The organism is Streptomyces altiplanensis, from assembly GCF_053591575.1.
Genome location: NZ_JBSFUB010000034.1, coordinates 53,706 through 68,094, shown reverse-complemented (window position 1 = coordinate 68,094; position 14,389 = coordinate 53,706). Strand labels below are relative to the sequence as shown.

Here is a 14,389-nt window from a genome sequence, read left to right as displayed (position 1 = left end):
GGTTGACCACCTTGTCCAGCAGCAGCAGGCACCGTACGGCCCAGTGCTTCCTGGCCCGCCCTGCCGCCGGGCCAGCACGGGCCGGCGGATCGCGGCTCAGGCGTACCGGGCCGCCCAGCAGGCGGGGCGGGACCCGGTGCTCGCGGTGATGTGCGCGACGGGCCGCAGCCGCCGCAGGTCGCTCAGGCTGATCGCGGGCGCGCGTGACGAGGGCCTTCTGTCCCCCCGCCACAACCGCCGCTAGAACCGGGGGCGTTCACATCATGTCGCGCATCCGGCCGATCTCGGCGCTCTGCTGTGCGAGCACATCGGTCGCCATCTCCTCGACCTGGACGTTGTTCCCCTGCGAGAGGACCTCGGTCGCCATGCCGACCGCGCCCTCGTGGTGAATGACCATCAGTTCCAGGAAGAGCCGGTCGAACTCCTCGCCCCTGGCCGCGCGCAACCGCGCGAGCTGCTTCTCCGTGGCCATCCCCGGCATCGAGGTGTGGTCGTGGCCGCCCCGGTGCTTCTTGCCGCCGTTGTTGTCGAGCCAGCCCCGCATGGCGCCGATCTCCGGCCCCTGGGCCGCCGCGATCCGCTCGGCGAGCCGCTTGACCTTCGCCGACGCGGCGCGCTTCGGCGCGAGTTCCGTCATCACCAGCGCCTGGCCGTGATGCTCGATCATCATCCGCGCGTACGAGAAGTCCGCCCCGTTGGGGGAGCCGTCGGGCAGGGCCTTCTCCGCCTCGTCCGCCGACATGGTCTTCGCCGGCTCGCCCGGCTTGCCCGGCGCGACCACCGAAGGCCCGGCGGCCGCCTTCGCCTTCGGCGCCTCATCGCTCCCCGCGTCGCAGGCGCCGAGACCGAGTACGGCGATCGCGACCGTCGTCGCCACGCACGAAAGTCTGCGGACGCGTGCGGAGCTGCGGCGGATCAACACGGCGACCTCCTGGGGCATGTGGGGTGGTTGGTGTCTGTTCTTAGCACGCTTCCACACACGGATGATCAAAAACTTTCATTACGTCTTCGTTGCCATCTGTTGAGATGTGCATGCAAACGACGATACTGCCGGGGTGTACGAACCGTTCAACTACGAACGGATACAAGGGAGGACGCAGTGACCTCGTTGCACATCACCCGCGTGCGGCGCAGACGTCTGGGCGTGGCAGCAGCCGCGGCCGGGCTTTTCGCCACGCTGCTGACGGCCGGTCCCGCGGCCGCGACCCCCGACCCGGGAGACGCGCCCGCGAAGAAGAAGAGCCTGTCCACCTCACAGCAGGCCGAAGCCAGGGCCGCCATCGAGAACGGCGAGATACCCGGCGTGGACGAGATCGTCCACAGCAAGAACATCGAGCACGTGGTGAACATCCCCAAGGACGCGATCAAGGGCACCAACTCCGACCTGGCGTTCCAGGGGAAGTACGCCTTCGCGGGCAACTACGACGGCTTCCGGATCTTCGACATCAGCAACCCGAGGGCCCCGAAGACGGTCTCCCAGGTCCTGTGCCCCGGTTCCCAGAACGACATCTCCGTCTCCGGGGACCTGCTCTTCCTCTCCACGGACTCCTCGCGCAGCGACAACTCGTGCACGAGCACCTCGCAGCCCGCGACGGAGAAGTCCTCCTGGGAGGGCATGAAGATCTTCGACATCAGCGACAAGAGCAACCCGCGGTACGTGGCCGCCGTCGAGACCGCGTGCGGTTCGCACACGCACACCCTGGTGCCCGAGGGACGCAACGTCTACGTCTACGTCTCCTCGTACTCGCCGAGCGAGACGTTCCCGGACTGCAAGCCGCCGCACGACGGCATCTCCATCATCAAGGTGCCGCGCCGCGCCCCGGAGAAGTCCGAGGTCGTGGGCTTCCCGGTGCTCTTCCCGGACGGCGGGAACCCGGGCGCGCCCACCAACCCGGGCGTCTCCAAGACCACCGGCTGCCACGACATCACCGTGCTGCCCTCGAAGGACCTGGCCGCCGGTGCCTGCATGGGTGACGGCATCCTCTTCGACATCGAGGACCCGGAGGAGCCGAGGGTCATCGACCGCGTCCAGGACAACGTCAACTTCGCGTTCTGGCACTCGGCGACCTTCAACCAGAAGGCCGACAAGGTCGTCTTCACCGACGAGCTCGGCGGTGGCTCCGCCGCCACCTGCAACGCGGCCACGGGCCCCGAGCGCGGTGCCGACGGCATCTACGACATCACCGGCAAGGGCGACAAGCGCAAGCTGGTCTTCAAGAGCTACTTCAAGATCGACCGCCACCAGGCCGACACCGAGAACTGCGTCGCCCACAACGGCTCGCTGATCCCCGTCAAGGGCAAGGACATCATGGTCCAGGCCTGGTACCAGGGCGGCATCTCCGTCTGGGACTTCACCGACTCGGCCAAGCCGAAGGAGATCGCCTTCTTCGAGCGCGGTCCCCTCAGCACGACCACCCTGTCCACCGCCGGATCCTGGTCGGCGTACTACTACAACGGCTACATCTACTCCAACGACATGGCCAAGGGCTTCGACGTCCTGAAGCTCAACGACAAGCGCACCGACGGCGCCCAGAGGGTGCGGCTGAGCGAGCTCAACGTGCAGACGCAGCCCGACTACCGCCGCTGATCCACCCCGTGCACGAGCGTGCCGCCGGGCGGTTCTCCGTCCGGCGGCACGCCGAGCTCCCAGTCCAGCCCGTACCGCTGGAACAACTCGGCCCGCAGGCTCGGCAGCGGCATGGGCGCTCCCGGCAGCAGCGCGGCGAACACCGCGCCCATCAGCAGCGCGCGCAGCAGCGGGTAGTCGGCGTCCACGTCCCGTGACCCATGGCGCACGACGGTGCCCCGCAGCAGCTCCGCGAGCCGCTGCTGTTCGGGACACTGCACGAAGCCCTCCGCCTGGAGGATGCCCGCCATGTGCGTGCGCATGAGCACCGGCTGGTCGCACGCGAGCCCCAGTACGGCGTCGATCGCGCGGGCCAGCAGCTCACGGCCGTCCTCGGTGCGCGGTTCGCGCTCCAGGGCCGCTTCGAGCGTCCGGTGCATCAGCCGGTGCACGGCCGACTGCAGCAGCTGGCGTTTCCCGGGAAAGTAGTACGAGACCAGTCCGCGCGCGGATCCGGCCCGGTCCGCGATGTCGCCGAGCGTCGTCGCCTCGTACCCCCGCTCCCCGACGAGCTCCACCGTGGCCTGCAGCAACCGCTCACGGGAACGGCGGCGCAATTCCTCATTGACCGATGCGCTGCGCGGGGACATCCTGATAACTCCTGCGTTGACTGGCCCGTAGCCAATATACTCAGTGCTCCCACGACAGGCGCCTCGCCGGGCCTGCTCCGTGGGCTTGTCGTCCGCATCCGGCGGCGCGGGGGACCGCCGGATGCGGACGCTTTTCTGTCAGTCCACGCGTGCGAGCACCGGGCGCAGCCCCGCGGGCCGCTCGTCGGCCGGCAGATGGTCCACGAAGTGCACCGCGCACCCCAGTGCCGCCGCGCCGCCGTCCGCGCGGCGGTCGTCGCCAACCATCAGGACGTCGCGCGGAGCGTGGCCGAGCGCCTCGCAGGCGGCCTCGAAGAGCCGCGGGTCCGGCTTCTGGACGCCGTGCTCGTACGACAGGACGTATGCGTCCACCCACACGTCCAGGCCGTGCGCGCGCAGCACCGGCCGCAGGTCCCACCCGATGTTGCTGACCACCGCGACGCCGACGCCCCGCCGCCGCAGCTCACCGAGCACCTCGGCGGCGTCCGGGTACGGCTGCCAGGCGGCCGGTGTCATGTGGCGGTCGTACAGGGCGTCGTACAGGCGCGCGTCGGGGAGGGCCACCTCGCGGGCGAGCCCCGTGTACGCGGCGCGGTGCCGCTCCGCGCTCTCGTCACGGGTCGCCCACAGCCCGGCCAGATGCGGCGGCACCCGCTGCGGGGCGGGCCCGCCGGGCAGCGCGCCGGCCGCCTCCAGCCGCTGTACGTACCGCGCGAAATCGCCCGGGGACACGGCCACGCCCGCCTCGTCGAGGACGGTGCGCAGCCACACCTCCGTGGGTTCGACCCTGAACAGCGTGCCGGAGAAGTCGAAGAGCGCGCCCTTGACCGTCACGCGGACGTTCCTTCCCGGGAAGCGGTCAGGCGACCGTACGCCATCACCGAGAGCGCCACCACGGCTGCTCCCAGCAGCCAGCCGCCCAGCACGTCGGACATCCAGTGCACGCCCAGATACATCCGGGTGACGCCGACGCCGACGCAGGACACCGCTGCGGCGACGAGCACGGCGGTGCGCGGCCCGCTGCCCGCTCCGCGCAGCCTGAGCAGCCACAGCAGCAGCCCGCAGGTGACCACGGCTGTCATCGCGTGGCCGGACGGCCAGGCCGCGAAGTGCGCGGTGTCGACCGGGTCGGGCCACTCGGGACGCTCACGGCCGACCGCCGCCTTGAGGCCCTGCTGCACGAGCGAACCGACCGCACTGGTCGCGGCGATCCACAGCGCCAGCAGCCGCTCCCCCTGCCACAGCAGCCACGCGAAGACCACGGCCACCAGCGCGCGCATCGTCCACGGATCCCACACCCAGTCGGACAGGATCCGGTTGGCGTGCGTGATGCCGGGCTCACCGACCGCCGAGCGGTGCAGGGCGTCCCCGACCGAGCGGTCGAGCGACATCAACGGCCGCCACTCGAACGCGACGAGCAGCAGAAGGACGACCGAGAGGGCCGTGCAGACAAGGGCCGTGCGTACCGGCACGGGGAGAGCGGGACGGGAGGGCGGAGCCAGTTGGGGGGAGTGCATGAGGAGATCCTTGCCCACAGGCGGCGCCACAAGCCATTCCCGTGCGGGAAGGGCTCCCGCAACGCCGGCCGTCCCGTACGACGGCCGCCCCCGTACGCCGGCTACCCCAGCGCGCTGAGCCCCGGTACGAACGCGACCAGCAGCGGTACGGCCGGAACGAGCGAGGCCGCCGCCGTCAGCCGCAGCCGGCGGCCCGCGGTGAGGCGGGGGGCCGCGGTCAGCAGCCGGTCGACGCGCTGCGGCAGCCCGGTGTGCGAGGCGGCCGGGCCCGGCCCGAACACGCCGCGGTCCTCGTTGAGTTCCACCAGGGCGAGGGCGATCGTCAGCCGTCCGAAGCGCCGCGAGGCCACGTCGTCGGCGGCCAGCTCCACCAGCCGGTGCATCTCGTCGCGGAACGCCGCGAACACGGGAATCTGCGGGAAGCCGGTCGCCAGAGCGGACGCGCAGTGCAGCAGCCAGTCGTGCCTGGCCCGCGCGTGCCCCTGCTCGTGGGCGAGTACGGCGTCGAGCTGCCGTCCCTTCAGGCGCCGCAACGCCGCCGTCGTGACGACCAGCCGCGGGGCCGCGCCCCCCGGCAGCCACCACGCGTCCGGGCGCTCCCCCTCCAGTACGACCAGCCGGTCGGCGCCGGGCTCCTCGCCGGGCAGCAGCGGGGAGCGTACGAGCAGGTCCGCGCGCCGCTGCCCGCGCCGTACGCGCGCCCCGCGGATCTCCCGGATCAGCATCGCCGCCGTCCAGGCCCCTCCGCAGGCCAGCAGCACCGCGATGACGGCGGACCACGGCCCGTACGCGGCAAGGGCGTACGCCTCCACGACGCCGTGCGGGGCCGGGGCGAACACGTGACCCCGTACGGCCTGCCAGGCGGCGGCCGCGCTGAACGTCATCGAAAGGCCGAAGCACAGCAGCACGGCGGCCACCACGCACTGCCACACCCACAGGGCCACCACGGGTTCGCGTTCCCGCCAGTCGGCGCGCGACAGGAGCCGCGGGGCCGCGACGGCGGCGACGACGCCGAGCAGCAGAAGTGCCAAGGAGAGCGTCATGGGCCCCAGCCTATGAGCGCGGCCCTACTCACGGGTATGGCCTTGCGCGTCAAGTGACGCAGGCCACGGTTTCGCCGTGGCGGCTCACAAGGTGACCAGCATCGCGATCATGCCGATGCCCATCGAAACCCGGCAGGCGAGCGCCAGCTCAGGCCGCGCGCCCCAGGGGACCGCCCCGCCGCCACCGCCCGTACCACCGTCCGCGCCGCCGTTCGCCCCCGCTCCCGCGACGGTGCCCCCCGCGGCCGTGGCCACCGGCATCAGCTTCACCCCCGAGCGCAGCACGTACGCGGCGTAGTACAGCAGCAGTGCGCCGGTCAGCAGTGGAACCCCGCCGGCGGCGTACCCGGAGGGGTGTCCCGTGTGCGCGGAACCACCGCTTCCCGGTGCCATCGCCAGCGCCATGTAGACCATGGCCAGCGAACCCACCAGATGGTGCATGTGATGCGCGCTCCCGCGTGCCTGCCACAACGCCCGGAGCGCCGCCCCGCCGAACACCCCGGCGTACAGCATCCATCCCCACGCCGGCGGGGCGAGCACCGCGGCGGGCACCGCCATCGCCGCCATCCCGAATCCCATCAGGGCGTCACCGCCCGCCTCTTCACGGTGTTCCCCCCTGCCGCTGCGCAGCCGCAGCAGGCAGTACGCGCCGGTCGCCGCGCACAGGGCCACGAGCAGCCAGCCGGACATCGCCTGTCCGTGCACGGTGTACCTCCCCGTCGACGGTGTCGTCCCGTCGATGCCCGCCGCCGCCGCGCCGTACGCGAGCGCACGGGAGTGCACGGGGAGCGCGCCGGGGTCAGGGGCGGTAGCGCAGCGGATGGTCCGCGGGCACCTCGACGACGGCGATGCGTACGCCGTCGGGATCGGCGAGCCACATCTCGACCAGGCCCCACGGTTCCTTGACCGGCGGCCGCAGCACCTCGACGCCGCGCGCCGACAGTTCTTCGTACGCCGCGGCGGCGTCCTCGACCTGGAGCCACAGCTGGAGGCCGGGGGAGGGCGGGGTGTCGGAGCGCCCGGAGACCTCCAGGAAGCCGCCGCCCAGGAAGTACACCGTCCCGCGCTCGGGCCCCGTGCCGAACTCGCGGTAGACGGCGAGCCCCAGCGCCTCGCCGTAGAACGCGCGGGAACGCTCCGGATCCGTGGGACGCAGAAGAGTCCTGCTGCTCAGTACCTGCACCATGCACCGGGACCTTAGCGCGCATTAAGCTCGGAGCGCCCGACCGCCGCACAGATCCGGAGAGCACCCCCATGGAGACCACCCCGCGTCCGGCCGCCGCCGAACTCACCTTCCGCGACGCGACGGAAACCGATGTGGACGCGCTCGTCGCGCTCATCGAGTCGGCGTACCGGGGCGAGGCCAGCCGGTCGGGCTGGACCACGGAGGCGGACATCCTCGAAGGGCAGCGGACCGACCCCGAGGGCGTCCTCGACGTGGTCAAGTCACCGGACAGCCGGCTGCTGGCCGTCGAGCGGGACGGTGCGCTGGTCGCCTGCTGCCAGCTCGAACACCGGGGAGAGGCCGCCTACTTCGGCATGTTCGCGGTCCGTCCGCAGATGCAGGGCGCCGGTCTCGGAAAGGTGATCATCGCCGAGGCGGAGCGGACGGTGCGCGAGACGTGGGACGCGCGGGAGATGCACATGACGGTGATCTCCGTACGGGAGGACCTCATCGCCTGGTACGAGCGCCGCGGCTACCGCCGCACCGGGAAGACGACCCCTTTCCCGTACGGCGACGAGCGCTTCGGCATTCCGCAGCGCGACGACCTGGAGTTCGAGCTGCTGGTGAAGCGGCTGGGCTAGGGGGCCACGTCCGGGACGGGCAGGGAGCGGCGCCGCTGGGCGCGCTCGCGCTCACGCGGTGAAGCGGCCCGTGCGGCGGATCTCCGGGTAGTCGGTCGTCGCGCCGTCCAGCTCCAGCGCCCGCACCAGCCGCAGCTGCTCCTGCGTGTTCACCACCCAGCCGATGACCCGCAGCCCCTCGGCGTGCGCGCGCTGCACGGTCTCCAGGGTCAGCCTGCGGATGTTGAGCGCCAGCGTCGCCGCGCCCACCGCCTTGGCGCGGTCCACCACGTCGTTGCCGTAACGGCTGGCGATCAGCACGGTCCGTACGCCGGGGACGAGTGAGGCGATCTCGGCCACCGCCTCGTCGTGGAACGACGACACCTCCACGCGGCCCGCCAGATCGCGCCGGAGCATCACCGCGGCGAGCGCCCGCGCCGCCGCGATGTCCTTGATCTCGGCCTGGAGCGGTGACCCCACGGTGTCGAGGACCTCCTCGAAGACCGGGACGCGCTCGCCCTGCCCGGCGTCGAGTGCCCGCAGCTCCGCGAGGGTCAGGCCGGCGATCGCACCCCTGCCGTCGGTCGTACGGTCCACCTCGGCGTCGTGCATGATCACGAGCGCGCCGTCCTTGCTCAGGTGCAGGTCGAGTTCGATGGCGTCCATGCCGGCCTGTTCGGCACGGACGAAGGAACGGAGGGTGTTCTCCGGCTCGACACCCATGACCCCGCGATGACCAATGGTGAGAAAACTCAAGGCAGTCCCGCTTCCGTCGACAGGGGCTCCCGGGCAGCCTAACGGCCCGCTTCCCCGGAGGAGCCCGTCCCGAGCGGAGAAGCGGAACGCTCCGTCCGGGTCCCGGCGGCCCCTTGGGCCGGGCCGGTGAACAGGAGGATGACAAGGGCCGGCGCGGGTACTCACGCTGTATGGCTATCGGAAGAAGGAGATGACAGAAGCGAGCGCCGGTAGGGGGTCGGACAGGAAGAACGGCGGCGATCAGGGGGGCTCGGCAGGATAATTTGCTGGACCTGCTCTTGAATGGAAGAGTCGAAGACCTATACGGTGCCTTGACGCGAGGTTCTCCCGTGAAGGAAGTGACATGACGGAAATTCTTGTGCAGGACACAGTCGCCGACGGCATATCCGGTGCCCGGCGCGTGGTCGAGCACCCGGCCTGGCCCGAGCTCAAGAATGCCGTGGAGGCGATCCGGCCCTGGCAGTCGGCGGACGGGTCCATAGATTTCGGCGCCGAGGGCGCCCCGGCGCCCGCCGAAGCGGAAGCCGCCGTCAGCCGTGTGATCGGCGCGGTCGAGGAGCTGTCCCCCCTGGTCGGGCATGACGCCGCGTACCACCGGGCCCTCGTGGCCGACCTCCGCAAGTGGGTCGCCGGCGGCTTCGCGGTCCCCGACTTCCTGGACTCGCTGCTCGCCTTCCAGCCCGCCCAGCGGCGCGCCGACGGCCGCCAGCACCTGGTCGTCTTCCCCATGTACACGCAGAACGGCAACCCCGACCGCAACTTCGAGGCGGTCGTCCTGCGCATGGTGTGGCCCGAGTGGCTCGCGGAGCTGGAGCGCACCCGCTACGACAACCCGCTGTTCCTCGGCATCACCTTCGAGGACTTCACCGCCGGGTACGACACGCACTCCGCCGTCCTCTTCCCCGAGACGATCGCCGTCCGCGAAGCCCCCGAGCGCTTCTCCTGGGGCGGCATCTTCTGCGACCGCGAGGCGGCCCGCTTCCGCCGCGTCACCGAGGCCGCGGTGGACATGCTCGGCCTCGAACTGCCGGAGGACATCCGCGCGATGGTCTCCGACCAGGACCGCTGCGAGCAGGCGTTCGTCCTCTGGGACATGGTCCACGACCGTACCCACAGCCACGGCGACCTGCCGTTCGACCCCTTCATGATCAAGCAGCGCCAGCCGTTCTGGATGTACGGCCTGGAGGAGCTGCGCTGCGACCTCACCGCCTTCAAGGAGGCCGTGAAGCTGGAGGCCGAGGGCAACGCGCACGGCCGTGACGTCCAGTACGCCGTGCTGTTCGACCGGATGTTCCGCTTCCCGGTCAGCGGTGACCGCGTCCGCAACTACGACGGTCTCGGCGGCCAGTTGCTCTTCGCGTACCTGCACAAGCACGACGTGGTGCGCTGGACCGACAACACGCTGAAGATCGACTGGGAGCGGGCCCCGCACGTCACCAACCAGCTCTGCGCCGAGATCGAGGACCTCTACCGGGCCGGCATCGACCGCCCCAAGCTGGTCCACTGGTTCGCGGCGTACGACCTGGTCTCGACGTACCTCGCACCGCACCCCGGATCGCGCTGGGCCAAGGGCCCCGACGCCCTGGATCTGTCGCTGCCGCCGCGCAAACTCGTGGACGATGTGCTTCCGGACGAGTTTCCGCTCAGCATGTTCTATGAGGCGCTTTCCAAGAAGTTGAAGAACGTGATCGCCTCCAGCCGGGGGATCACCGCGGCGAGTGCCGAGCGGGTGGCCGCGTGAGCCCTCGCGCCCAGGAGGCGACGACCATGACGAACGGCATCAGCAACGGCGGAGCGCTGGAAGGCGCTGTGGTGGCGGTGGCCGGAGCGGCGGGACCCGCCGGCCGCGCCGCCCTGCTCAGGCTGGCCGAGGCGGGCGCGACCGTAGTCGGTGCGGACGCGAACGCCGCGGGCCTCGCCGAGGCCGTCGACGCCGCGCGGTACGCCCACGGCGGCGCCACCGTCACCGGCGACACCGTCGACCTCCTCGACCTCGGAGCCACCCGCGACTGGGCGGACAAGACCGAGAAGGAGTTCGGCCGGATCGACGGCATGGTCCATCTCGTCGGCGGCTGGCGCGGCAGCGCGACCTTCGCCGAGACCAGCCTCGCGGACTGGGACCTGCTGGAGAAACTGCTGATCCGCACCGTCCAGCACACCTCCCTCGCCTTCCAGGCACCCCTTCAGCGCAGCGACCGCGGCCGCTACCTGCTGATCAGCGCGGCCGGTGCTTCCCAGCCGACGGCCGGCAACGCGGCGTACGCCGCGTCCAAGGCCGCGGCCGAGGCATGGACCCTGGCTCTCGCCGACGCGTTCCGCAAGGCGGGGGGCGACGAGGGGCCGCACACCGCGGCTGCCATCCTGGTCGTCAAGGCACTGGTGCACGATGCGATGCGCGCCGAGCGCCCGAACGCGAAGTTCGCGGGCTTCACGGACGTCAAGGAGCTGGCCGATGCCATCGCCGGAGTCTGGGACCGGCCCGCCAGGGAAGTGAATGGACAGCGCCTGTGGCTGACTCCCAAGCCGTGAACCCGGACCCGGTGAACGCGGCGAAGACCGACGCGCGCCGGCACCACGACCCGCGGGTGCGCGGCTTCGCGAGCGACAACTACGCGGGCGCCCACCCCGAGGTGCTCGCCGCGCTCGCGCTCGCCAACGGCGGCCACCAGGTCGCCTACGGCGAGGACGCCTACACGGAGAACCTCCAGCGGATCGTCCGCAGCCACTTCGGCGGGCGGGCCGAGGCGTTCCCCGTCTTCAACGGGACCGGCGCCAACGTGGTCGCGCTCCAGGCGGTCACCGACCGGTGGGGCGCGGTCATCGCCGCCGAGACCGCGCACATCAACGTGGACGAGGGCGGGGCCCCGGAGCGGATGGGCGGCCTGAAGCTGCTGACCGTACCGACGCCGGACGGCAAGCTCACCCCCGAGCTCATCGACCGGCAGGCGTACGGCTGGGAGGACGAGCACCGCGCGATGCCGCAGGTCGTGTCGATCACCCAGAACACCGAGCTGGGCACGGTCTACACGCCGGACGAGATCCGGGCGATCTGCGAGCACGCGCACGAGCGCGGGATGAAGGTGCACCTCGACGGGGCCCGGGTGTCCAACGCCGCGGCCTCGCTCGACGTACCGATGCGGACCTTCACCAACACCGTGGGCGTGGACATCATGTCCTTCGGCGGAACGAAGAACGGCATGCTGTTCGGCGAGGCGGTCGTCGTCCTCGACCCGGACGCGGTGCGCGCCATGAAGCACCTGCGCAAGCTGTCGATGCAGCTCGCCTCCAAGATGCGCTTCGTCTCCGTGCAGCTGGAGGCGATGCTCGCGCGCGACCTGTGGCTGCGCAACGCGCGCCACGCCAATGCCATGGCCCAGCGGCTCGCCGACGGCGTCCGCCAGCTGGACGGCGTCGAGATCCTCTACCCGGTGCAGGCCAACGCGGTGTTCGCGCGGCTTCCGCACGATGTCAGCGAGCGTCTTCAGAAGCACTACCGCTTCTACTTCTGGGACGAGGCCGCCGGCGATGTCCGCTGGATGTGCTCTTTCGACACCACCGAGGACGACGTGGACGGCTTCGTGCAGGCGCTCAAGGAAGAGATGGCCAGGTAGCACTTACGCGACGCATAAGTATGCGATCGACTGGAAAGTCATTGACTTCCGGCCGGTCGCGTACTTACGCTCGGCCACCATGGAGCTGATCCAGGAAAAGCCTGGCCTGGCCGCCTACTTGGCCGCAGATGACGCCATCGACCATGAGCATCCGCTGGTGCGCGAGACCGCGGCCCGGCTGCGTGCCGAAGCGAGCAATGCATACGCATACGCCGAAGCGGCCTACGTATTCGTACGCGACACCATCCCGCACTCCCAGGACGCGGGCGACCCGCGCGTCACCTGGCGCGCCTCGGACGTGATCGCGCAGCGCACCGGAATCTGCCATGCCAAGGCCCACGCCCTCGCGGCGCTGCTGCGCGCCGAGGGGGTCCCCGCCGCCCTGTGCTACCAGCGGCTCACGGACGACGACGGCTCGAACCCCGTGATCCACGGACTCGTCGCGGTCAGGCTTCCGGAGTGCGGTCGCTGGTCGCGGCAGGATCCGCGCGGCAACAAGCCCGGCGTGGACGCACGGTTCTCCACGGACGGCGAGCGACTGGCCTTCCCCGTGCGTCCGGAGTTCGGCGAAGTGGACTATCCGGAGCTGTACGCTGCGCCGCATCCGGCCGTCCTGCGCGCTCTGCGAGCCGCCCCGGACCGGCCGTACCTCTGGCGGACGCTTCCCGGCGCCCTCTGAGAACCCGCGGCAAGCCAGACATGACACTCGCGCTTTCCGTGTCGGACGAGGTGCGCGCCCTCGCCCCCGGGCTCCACCCGCCTCGCCGTCGAGTCCCACGGCCTGGCGCGCGGCGTACACGGACGGCCTTCGGCACCAGGCCGTCCCGCAGCCGCACATCCGCCGAAGCGTTCGCCGAGCGCGCCCTGTCGGACGCCGGACTGCCGCGGACCAACCGGCTCGTGGAGGTCCGGCGTGACGACGAAGGCGTCACGTGCCGGCGCTGGAACGGGCGTCAGGGTGTCCGTACGCGGCTGACCGAGGAGTCCGTCAGCGCCGTCTTCCTGCCGGAGGGGAGGGCATGGCTCCGGTGACGCTCGGAGGGCTCGGGGCCGCGGAGGCCGAGCTCTCCGAGCCGCTGGAGAAGCTGAGCCCCGGGGCGCGGAACACGGTCCGCTCCCCGGAGTGAGAACCGCGGGATGCGGTCAGCCGGCCTCGCGCACCTGCGCCGCGGTCGGCGCCGTACCTCCGAGGTGTGCCGGGACCCACCAGGTGTCCTCGGCGTTCTTCGGGTGCACGGGGTACGCGCGCTGGGCGGCTTCGAGCAGTTCCTGCACCCGGCCGCGCAGCCGGCGCGTGATCGCGCCCGCGAACTCGTCCACGGGCGCGTCCATCGGCTCGCCGACCCGGATCGTCACGGGGATGTGGTTGCGGCCGAAATTACGCGGCCTGCCCTTGGTCCAGATCCGCTGGGTGCCCCACAGGGCCATGGGGATCAACGGAACGCCGGCCTCCTGGGCCATGCGGGCAGCGCCCGACTTGAAGCTCTTGAGCGTGAACGACTCGGAGATCGTCGCCTCGGGGAAGACTCCGATGATCTCGCCCGAACGCAGCGAGTCGAGGGCGTGCGCGTACGCCGCCTCGCCGCGCTTGCGGTCCACCGGGATGTGCTTCATGCCGCGCATCAGCGGTCCGGAGATCTTGTGGCGGAAGACCGAGTCCTTCGCCATGAAGCGCACCAGGCGCTTCTGCGGCAGCGCGCCGAGACCCGAGAAGATGAAGTCCAGATAGCTGATGTGATTGCTCACCAGCACGGCGCCACCGGTGCGGGGGATGTTCTCAGAACCCTGCGTGTCGATCTTCAGGTCCAGCGCCTTGAACAGGGTACGTGCGGCACCGATGACCGGTCGATAGACGAGTTCTGCCATGTCAGGGGGGACCCTTCTGTGCCCGGGGGGCTCTCCCCGGCGGAAGCTACGCAGCCGTAGGTTTAGCGGCGTTGGGCAGATCGTGCCCCATGAACGGCCGAGTAGCCAGTCCTGGAGTCCTTCATGCGCGAGATTCTCGTCACGTACGGAAACATGAGGAATCGTCTTCCCGTGGTGAACGCTGGATACGGAGACGCGGGAAGAGACCGAGATCGACGGAGGCGAAGGTGCCGGGGCACGACGGCGGTACACGACTGGGCGCGGCCGAACTGGGTGCGGAGCCGGGGGAGCGCGCGACGCTCGTCCAGTTCTCCAGCGCGTTCTGCCAGCCCTGCCGCGCGACGCGCAGAACGCTCGCCGAAGTGGCGGGCATGGTCGAGGGCGTTACCCATGTGGAGATCGACGCGGAGGCGCGACTCGATCTCGTACGCGAACTCGGCATCCGCGCCACGCCCACCGTGCTCGTGCTCGACCGGGACGGACGGATCGTGCGCAGGGCCTCGGGGCAGCCGCGCCGGGCCGATGTCATCGCCGCGCTCGGCCGCGCCGTATGACCTCCTCCCGCCCGCACCCACCGCAGAAGGACACCAAGGAC

17 protein-coding genes and 1 pseudogene are annotated in these 14,389 nt (G+C 70.9%); 9 read left to right on the top strand and 9 right to left on the bottom strand.

Annotated features, from left to right (window positions below; all coding sequences use genetic code 11):
- On the top strand, positions 1–244 hold a 244-nt coding region (locus tag ACWD0Y_RS17385; protein WP_450261207.1), incomplete at its 5' end, for a DUF6214 family protein.
- Positions 245–256: 12 nt separating this feature from the next.
- Here the strand turns inward: ACWD0Y_RS17385 and ACWD0Y_RS17380 are convergent.
- A complete protein-coding gene (locus tag ACWD0Y_RS17380; RefSeq protein ID WP_450261206.1) occupies positions 257–940 on the bottom strand; it encodes a DUF305 domain-containing protein in 684 nt (227 codons plus the stop codon).
- 159 nt (positions 941–1,099) lie between these two features.
- On the opposite strand from ACWD0Y_RS17380, the gene ACWD0Y_RS17375 reads away from it, so the two are divergent.
- Entirely contained in the window at positions 1,100–2,587 is a 1,488-nt protein-coding gene (locus ACWD0Y_RS17375; protein ID WP_450261205.1) for an LVIVD repeat-containing protein, read from the top strand.
- On the opposite strand, the gene ACWD0Y_RS17370 is transcribed toward ACWD0Y_RS17375, so the two are convergent.
- The 6 genes from ACWD0Y_RS17370 to ACWD0Y_RS17345 form a co-directional block, all read right to left on the bottom strand.
- The gene (locus tag ACWD0Y_RS17370; RefSeq protein WP_450261204.1) at positions 2,575–3,216 is read right to left on the bottom strand and encodes a TetR/AcrR family transcriptional regulator; all 642 of its coding nucleotides are present in this window, start codon (positions 3,214–3,216) and stop codon (positions 2,575–2,577) included. The genes ACWD0Y_RS17375 and ACWD0Y_RS17370 overlap by 13 nt on opposite strands.
- A gap of 138 nt (positions 3,217–3,354) precedes the next feature.
- Positions 3,355–4,050 (bottom strand): HAD family hydrolase, encoded by a 696-nt coding sequence (locus ACWD0Y_RS17365; protein ID WP_450261203.1) that lies wholly within the window; start codon positions 4,048–4,050, stop codon positions 3,355–3,357.
- Positions 4,047–4,733, bottom strand: coding sequence for a phosphatase PAP2 family protein (locus ACWD0Y_RS17360; protein ID WP_450261202.1), 687 nt, complete (start codon positions 4,731–4,733; stop codon positions 4,047–4,049). Before ACWD0Y_RS17360 ends, ACWD0Y_RS17365 begins: the two co-directional genes overlap by 4 nt.
- A gap of 101 nt (positions 4,734–4,834) precedes the next feature.
- Positions 4,835–5,776: a M56 family metallopeptidase gene (locus ACWD0Y_RS17355; protein WP_450261201.1), complete on the bottom strand. Its 942-nt coding sequence runs from the start codon at positions 5,774–5,776 to the stop codon at positions 4,835–4,837.
- A gap of 84 nt (positions 5,777–5,860) precedes the next feature.
- Entirely contained in the window at positions 5,861–6,481 is a 621-nt protein-coding gene (locus ACWD0Y_RS17350) for a DUF5134 domain-containing protein (RefSeq protein WP_450261210.1), read from the bottom strand.
- 94 nt (positions 6,482–6,575) lie between these two features.
- Complete coding sequence (locus tag ACWD0Y_RS17345; protein WP_450261200.1) at positions 6,576–6,962, bottom strand: VOC family protein; 387 nt, start codon at positions 6,960–6,962, stop codon at positions 6,576–6,578.
- 68 nt (positions 6,963–7,030) lie between these two features.
- Between ACWD0Y_RS17345 and ACWD0Y_RS17340 the strand changes: the two genes are divergently transcribed.
- On the top strand, positions 7,031–7,582 hold the full coding sequence (locus ACWD0Y_RS17340) for a GNAT family N-acetyltransferase (protein WP_450261199.1): 552 nt from the start codon (positions 7,031–7,033) through the stop codon (positions 7,580–7,582).
- A gap of 51 nt (positions 7,583–7,633) precedes the next feature.
- On the opposite strand, the gene ACWD0Y_RS17335 is transcribed toward ACWD0Y_RS17340, so the two are convergent.
- Positions 7,634–8,317: a glycerophosphodiester phosphodiesterase gene (locus ACWD0Y_RS17335; protein WP_450261198.1), complete on the bottom strand. Its 684-nt coding sequence runs from the start codon at positions 8,315–8,317 to the stop codon at positions 7,634–7,636.
- Between the two features lie 343 nt (positions 8,318–8,660).
- On the opposite strand from ACWD0Y_RS17335, the gene ACWD0Y_RS17330 reads away from it, so the two are divergent.
- From ACWD0Y_RS17330 to ACWD0Y_RS17310, 5 genes and pseudogenes are all read left to right on the top strand, one after another.
- A complete protein-coding gene (locus ACWD0Y_RS17330) occupies positions 8,661–10,058 on the top strand; it encodes a DUF6421 family protein (protein ID WP_450261197.1) in 1,398 nt (465 codons plus the stop codon).
- Positions 10,059–10,084: 26 nt separating this feature from the next.
- Positions 10,085–10,846, top strand: a complete 762-nt coding sequence (locus ACWD0Y_RS17325; protein WP_450261196.1) for an SDR family NAD(P)-dependent oxidoreductase — start codon at positions 10,085–10,087, stop codon at positions 10,844–10,846.
- Between the two features lie 11 nt (positions 10,847–10,857).
- Positions 10,858–11,928 carry a threonine aldolase family protein gene (locus ACWD0Y_RS17320; RefSeq protein ID WP_450261209.1) on the top strand — a complete coding sequence of 357 codons (1,071 nt, stop codon included), beginning with the start codon at positions 10,858–10,860 and terminating at the stop codon, positions 11,926–11,928.
- Between the two features lie 79 nt (positions 11,929–12,007).
- Positions 12,008–12,607 carry a transglutaminase domain-containing protein gene (locus ACWD0Y_RS17315; RefSeq protein ID WP_450261195.1) on the top strand — a complete coding sequence of 200 codons (600 nt, stop codon included), beginning with the start codon at positions 12,008–12,010 and terminating at the stop codon, positions 12,605–12,607.
- A 20-nt stretch (positions 12,608–12,627) separates the two neighbouring features.
- Positions 12,628–13,055, top strand: a pseudogene (locus ACWD0Y_RS17310) (hypothetical protein).
- 16 nt (positions 13,056–13,071) lie between these two features.
- On the opposite strand, the gene ACWD0Y_RS17305 reads toward ACWD0Y_RS17310, so the two are convergent.
- Complete coding sequence (locus ACWD0Y_RS17305; protein ID WP_450261194.1) at positions 13,072–13,794, bottom strand: lysophospholipid acyltransferase family protein; 723 nt, start codon at positions 13,792–13,794, stop codon at positions 13,072–13,074.
- Between the two features lie 227 nt (positions 13,795–14,021).
- Between ACWD0Y_RS17305 and ACWD0Y_RS17300 the strand changes: the two genes are divergently transcribed.
- Positions 14,022–14,348 carry a thioredoxin family protein gene (locus ACWD0Y_RS17300; protein ID WP_450261193.1) on the top strand — a complete coding sequence of 109 codons (327 nt, stop codon included), beginning with the start codon at positions 14,022–14,024 and terminating at the stop codon, positions 14,346–14,348.
- Positions 14,349–14,389 lie beyond the last annotated feature (41 nt).

Coding starts and splice junctions, on each gene's coding strand:
- ACWD0Y_RS17325 (WP_450261196.1), top strand. CDS start 10,085: ATGACGAACGGCATCAGCAACGGCGGAGCGCTGGAAGGCGCTGTGGTG.
- ACWD0Y_RS17345 (WP_450261200.1), bottom strand. CDS start 6,962: ATGGTGCAGGTACTGAGCAGCAGGACTCTTCTGCGTCCCACGGATCCG.
- ACWD0Y_RS17370 (WP_450261204.1), bottom strand. CDS start 3,216: ATGTCCCCGCGCAGCGCATCGGTCAATGAGGAATTGCGCCGCCGTTCC.
- ACWD0Y_RS17380 (WP_450261206.1), bottom strand. CDS start 940: ATGCCCCAGGAGGTCGCCGTGTTGATCCGCCGCAGCTCCGCACGCGTC.
- ACWD0Y_RS17330 (WP_450261197.1), top strand. CDS start 8,661: ATGACGGAAATTCTTGTGCAGGACACAGTCGCCGACGGCATATCCGGT.
- ACWD0Y_RS17360 (WP_450261202.1), bottom strand. CDS start 4,733: ATGCACTCCCCCCAACTGGCTCCGCCCTCCCGTCCCGCTCTCCCCGTG.
- ACWD0Y_RS17355 (WP_450261201.1), bottom strand. CDS start 5,776: ATGACGCTCTCCTTGGCACTTCTGCTGCTCGGCGTCGTCGCCGCCGTC.
- ACWD0Y_RS17340 (WP_450261199.1), top strand. CDS start 7,031: ATGGAGACCACCCCGCGTCCGGCCGCCGCCGAACTCACCTTCCGCGAC.
- ACWD0Y_RS17315 (WP_450261195.1), top strand. CDS start 12,008: ATGGAGCTGATCCAGGAAAAGCCTGGCCTGGCCGCCTACTTGGCCGCA.
- ACWD0Y_RS17305 (WP_450261194.1), bottom strand. CDS start 13,794: ATGGCAGAACTCGTCTATCGACCGGTCATCGGTGCCGCACGTACCCTG.